Annotated in this window: 6 protein-coding genes; 3 read left to right on the top strand and 3 right to left on the bottom strand. The window is 68.7% G+C overall.

The window, feature by feature from the left end:
- The coding region (locus tag ACE3TU_RS19005; protein WP_374627087.1) for an ABC transporter ATP-binding protein at positions 1-804 on the top strand (804 nt) is incomplete at its 5' end.
- Positions 804-1,811 (top strand): ABC transporter ATP-binding protein, encoded by a 1,008-nt coding sequence (locus ACE3TU_RS19000; protein ID WP_374627085.1) that lies wholly within the window; start codon positions 804-806, stop codon positions 1,809-1,811. The genes ACE3TU_RS19005 and ACE3TU_RS19000, both read left to right, overlap by 1 nt.
- Before the next feature lie 2 nt (positions 1,812-1,813).
- On the opposite strand, the gene ACE3TU_RS18995 is transcribed toward ACE3TU_RS19000, so the two are convergent.
- On the bottom strand, positions 1,814-2,305 hold the full coding sequence (locus ACE3TU_RS18995) for a response regulator (RefSeq protein ID WP_374627083.1): 492 nt from the start codon (positions 2,303-2,305) through the stop codon (positions 1,814-1,816).
- Positions 2,306-2,506: 201 nt separating this feature from the next.
- On the opposite strand from ACE3TU_RS18995, the gene ykgO reads away from it, so the two are divergent.
- Positions 2,507-2,632, top strand: coding sequence for a type B 50S ribosomal protein L36 (ykgO, locus tag ACE3TU_RS18990; protein WP_055046235.1), 126 nt, complete (start codon positions 2,507-2,509; stop codon positions 2,630-2,632).
- A gap of 65 nt (positions 2,633-2,697) precedes the next feature.
- Here the strand turns inward: ykgO and ACE3TU_RS18985 are convergent, their stop codons facing one another.
- Positions 2,698-4,089, bottom strand: coding sequence for a M20/M25/M40 family metallo-hydrolase (locus tag ACE3TU_RS18985; protein WP_374627081.1), 1,392 nt, complete (start codon positions 4,087-4,089; stop codon positions 2,698-2,700).
- Positions 4,090-4,250: 161 nt separating this feature from the next.
- Positions 4,251-4,758: pyruvate kinase alpha/beta domain-containing protein (locus ACE3TU_RS18980; protein ID WP_374627079.1), on the bottom strand; the 508-nt coding region annotated here is incomplete at its 5' end.

The following is a 4,758-nucleotide window of genomic DNA, read 5'->3' as shown; positions in this document are numbered from 1 at the left end:
GGCCGCGCCAGCGGTCGGGCCATGCTGGGCGAGGTCGACCTCATCGGGCTGCCGGGCGAGAAGCTCGACGCCTATCGCGGCAAGGACATCGCGATGATCTTCCAGGATCCGATGACCTCGCTCAACCCGAGCCTCAAGATCCGCACGCAGCTGGCCGAGGTGCTGGTCCGGCACCAGGGCTTCGCCCCGGACAAGGCGGCGCGGGCGGTCGTCGAGATGCTGGAGCGGGTCGGGATTCCGGAACCGGTCAAGCGGGCCAATGCCTACCCGCACGAATTGTCGGGCGGCATGCGGCAGCGGGTGATGATCGCCATGGCCTTGCTGTGCCGGCCGAAAATCCTGATCGCCGACGAGCCGACGACGGCGCTCGACGTCACGGTTCAGGCGCAGATGCTGGACCTGTTCAAGACGCTGACGAGCGAGTTCGGCACGGCACTGGTGCTGATCACCCACGACCTCGGCGTCGTGGCCGGCGTCGCCGACCGGATGATGGTGATGTACGGGGGGCGCTGCGTCGAAACGGGAACCGTCGACGAGCTGTTCTACGAGCCGCGCCATCCCTACACGCTGGGCCTGCTGCATTCGACGCCGCATGTCGCCAAGCGGGCGCAGCGGCTCGACCCGATCCAGGGCCTGCCGCCCAGCCTCGAACGGCTGCCGAGCGGCTGCGCCTTCCACCCGCGCTGCGCCTTCCGCTTCGAGACCTGTTTCGCCGAGCGCCCGCAATTGCTGCCGGTGGACGGCGGGTCAAGGGCCCGGGCCTGCTGGCATCAGGGACCTCTCAAGTACGAGGAGGTTGCGTGATGCTCGACACGAACGACGACCTGCTGAAGATCGAGAACCTCTCCAAGTTCTTCTCGGTTTCGAGTGGCCTGTTCACCCGGCCGTTTCAGCTCAAGGCGCTGCAGGACATCAGCTTCACCGTCAAGCGCGGCGAGACGCTCGGCATCGTGGGGGAGAGCGGGTGCGGGAAATCGACGCTCGGCCGCTGCATCCTGCAGCTGCTGTCGCCCGACGAGGGGCGCGTGCTGTGGCTCGGCGAGGATATCGCGCGGCTGCCCGAGGAGGAGATGCGGCTGCGCCGCCGCGACCTGCAGATCATCTTCCAGGATCCCCTGGCCTCGCTCAACCCGCGCATGACGGTGGGTGAGATCATCGCCGATCCGCTGCGGACGCTGATGCCGGAGATCGACGCCGCGGGCCGGCGCGAGCGGGTGATCAGGGCGATGGAGGCGGTGGGCCTGCTGCCCGAGATGATCAACCGCTACCCGCACGAGTTCTCGGGCGGACAGGCGCAGCGCATCGGGATCGCCCGGGCCTTGATCACCGAACCCAAGCTGATCGTCTGCGACGAGCCGGTTTCGGCGCTCGATGTGTCGATCCAGGCGCAGATCCTCAACCTGCTGGGCGACCTCAAGGAGAAGTTCGGGCTGACGCTGGTGTTCATCTCGCACAATCTCAGCGTCGTGCGGCACGTCTCCGACCGCATCCTGGTGCTCTACCTGGGGCGCATCGTCGAGCTGGCGAGCGGTGACGAGCTCTATGCCGATCCCAGGCACCCCTATACGAGGGCGCTCCTGACGGCCGTTCCGATACCGGACCCGCAGCGGGCGCGGCAACGCACGATCGACGGCCTCGTCGGCGAAATCCCGTCGCCGATCAACCCGCCATCGGGATGCACGTTCCGCACCCGCTGCCGCCATGCCGCGGCGCTGTGTGCCGAGAGCCGGCCGCCGCTCGAGACGCTGGACAATGGCCGGATGGTCGCCTGCCATCGCTGGAGCGAGATCGCCGCGACCGCGGAGCAATGAGGTCAGCGGCCGCGCCGCTCCGCGCCCTTGTAGTCCACCTGCCGGCGACGCCGGTCGGGACCGGCATAGGCGCCCGAGGTGATGAACTCGCGCGGCGCGGCAAGGATCGAGACGAGACGCGTCTCGACGTGCTGGGCGGCGAACGGCTTGCGCAGGAATTCGCTGATGCCGGCGTCGCGGGCGGCGAGGATGCGCGCGGTGTCGGGCGTCGACGACATCATCACCACCGCAGTGTCGCGGTTGGGCCCCTCGGCCGCCCGTAGGGCGCGGGTGAGGGCGATGCCGTCCATCGGCCGGAGCGCCTCGTCGACGAGGATGGCCCCGTACTTGCGCTGCGCCAGCTGGGCGAGGGCCGCCGACGAGGTGGACGCCTCATCGACGCTGTGCACCTTGAGGTGACGCAGCATGGAGACGATCAGCGTGGACATGTGCGGGGTCGGCTCGACGAGCAGCACATCCAGCTTGGCAAAGCTCGGCCTGGTTGCGGTTGTCATGGGATCCCCGCGGAAGCGACGGCCGATTGTGGGGGCGCAGCAATTGCCAGCCGGTTAACCGCCGGGTAGCGACGCCCGCGGGCGGCGAAATGCGGTTGGCGAGGGCGTTCCCGGGCGTTGACAGGCCGGGCGTTTGCCCGTATTGACAGGGCGAATTCGAAGGCGCGCGGCGCCTTTTTTGTTTCGTTTCGAGGTCTTTGAATGAAGGTCACCAACTCGCTCAAGGCACTGATGGGTCGCCATCGCGCCAACAAGCTCGTGCGCCGCCGCGGCCGCGTGTACATCATCAACAAGGTCGACAAGCGCTACAAGGCCCGCCAGGGCTGAGGTCTGCTTCGAACCTGCCAATGGCCCGCTTCGGCGGGCCTTTGTTTTTTCGGTGGCCCGAACGACTAGGCCGCCGCGAAGGCCGCGAGGATACGCACCCAGGAGCGGATGCCCTTGTGGAAGCTCGAGAGATTGTACTTCTCGTTGGGCGAGTGGATGCGGTCGTCCTCGCGGGCAAAGCCGATGAGCAGGGTGTCGAGCCCGAGCTGGCGCTTGAAGTCGCCGGCGACCGGGATGGAGCCGCCCGAGCCGATCAGCGCCGCCTCGTTTCCCCACTCCTCGGCCAGCGCAGCGGCGGCCCTGTTGAGGAACGGCCCATCGGCGGGCACCGAGACGGCCGGGCTGCCGCCGTGTTCCCTGAACGAGACGGTGGCGTCGGGCGGCAGCCGGTCCTCGACATGCCGGCGGAATGCGGCGCGAATCTTCACCGGGTCCATGCCGGAGACGAGGCGGAACGAGATCTTGGCGCTGGCCCGGGCGGGAATGACGGTCTTGAAGCCGTCGCCGGTATAGCCGCCGCTGATGCCGTTGATCTCGCAGCTGGGACGCGAACGGGTCTGCTCAAGCACGGAGCGCCCGGCCTCGCCCGCCGGTGTCGTCAGCCCGGCTCCCCTGAGGAAGGCCGCCTCGTCGTAGGGAAGCCGCTTCCACAGGGCCGCGATATCGGCCGGCAGCTCGGCGACATCGTCGTAAAAGCCCGCAATGGCGACGCTGCCATCGGGGTTGCGCAGCGAGGCGATGATGTCGGCGAGCACCTGGATGGGATTGCGCGCGGCATTGCCGTACATGCCCGAATGCAGGTCGTGGCTGGCGCAGGTGATCTCGATCTCTTCGCCGACGAGGCCGCGCAGCATGGTGACGATGGCGGGCGTCGTGGCGTTCCACAGGTCGGTGTCGCAGACCAGCGCGATGTCGGCGACGCCCAGTTCCTCCCGCGCGGAGGCGAGGAAGCCGGGCAGGCTCTTGCCGCCGATCTCCTCCTCGCCCTCGAAGATCAGGCTGACCTTGAGCGGCAGGCTGCCGTTGACCGCCTTCCAGGCCCGGCAGGCCTCGACGAAGGTGAGCAATTGTCCCTTGTCGTCGGACGTGCCGCGGCCGACGATCTGGGTCTCGCCATCGGCGCCGGCAACCGCAGTGGCGGTGAACGGGTCGGTGTGCCACAGGTTCAGCGGGTCGACGGGCTGGACGTCGTAGTGGGCGTAAAAGAGCACGTGCGGTCCGGCGGCGGCGAGATCGTGCCCGATCACCACCGGATGGCCGGGCGTGGGGCGGACGGAGGAACTGAAGCCCAGCGCCCCGATCTCGGCCGCCAGCCAGTCGGCGGCCCGGTGCACCTCGCCGACAAAGGCCGGGTCGGTGGAAATCGACTTGATCGCCACCAGCGTCTTCAGCCGCTCGACGCTGTCATCGAGATGGGCATCGACATGGGCGAGGGTGGCGTCGAGGGCGGTGGTCATGGGGAAACCTTTCGAGTGGGTGCCTGTGGCTACCCCCTCCCCAAGCCTTCCCGCAAGGGGGAGGGTGTCCGCCGGTGGTCGAGGCCAGGCCCGACCGGAAGCGCGATCCACGGCTCCCCCTATGCGGGAGAGGGCGGGAGGGGGTGTCGAGCGGGCCGCCCTTACGACGACCCGGCGCCGTCCTGCCGGACGAAGGCAATGCGGAGCATGTTGGTGGCGCCGGGGGTGCCCAGCGGGATACCGGCCGTGATGGCGATGCGGTCGCCCGGACGGGCCAGCCCCTCCTGGTAGGCGATGACGCAGGCGCGATCGACCATGTCCTCGAGATTGACCGCGTCCGGCGTCTCGACGCACTGCACGCCCCAGACCACTGCAAGCCGGCGTGCCGTGCGCAGGTTGGGCGAGAGGGCGAGGACAGGCTTGGCAGGCCGCTCGCGCGCCGCGCGGATGGCGGTGGAGCCCGAGGAGGTGTAGGTGACGATGGCCGCCAGATCGAGGGTTTCGGCAACCTGGCGGGTGGCGGCCGAGATGGCATCGGCGGCGGTGGCCTCGGGCTCGGCGGCCTGCGCGCGGATGATGCCGCGGTAGTTGACGTCGGACTCCACCGCCATCGCCACCTTGTTCATCATGGTGACCGACTCGACCGGATACTGGCCCGAGGCGCTTTCG

The sequence above is a fragment of the Devosia sp. genome (genome assembly GCF_041917035.1).
Classification (GTDB): Bacteria; Pseudomonadota; Alphaproteobacteria; order Rhizobiales; family Devosiaceae; genus Devosia_A.
Note: the sequence above shows the minus strand (reverse complement) of the source record. Positions and strands in the feature narration are given on the sequence as shown.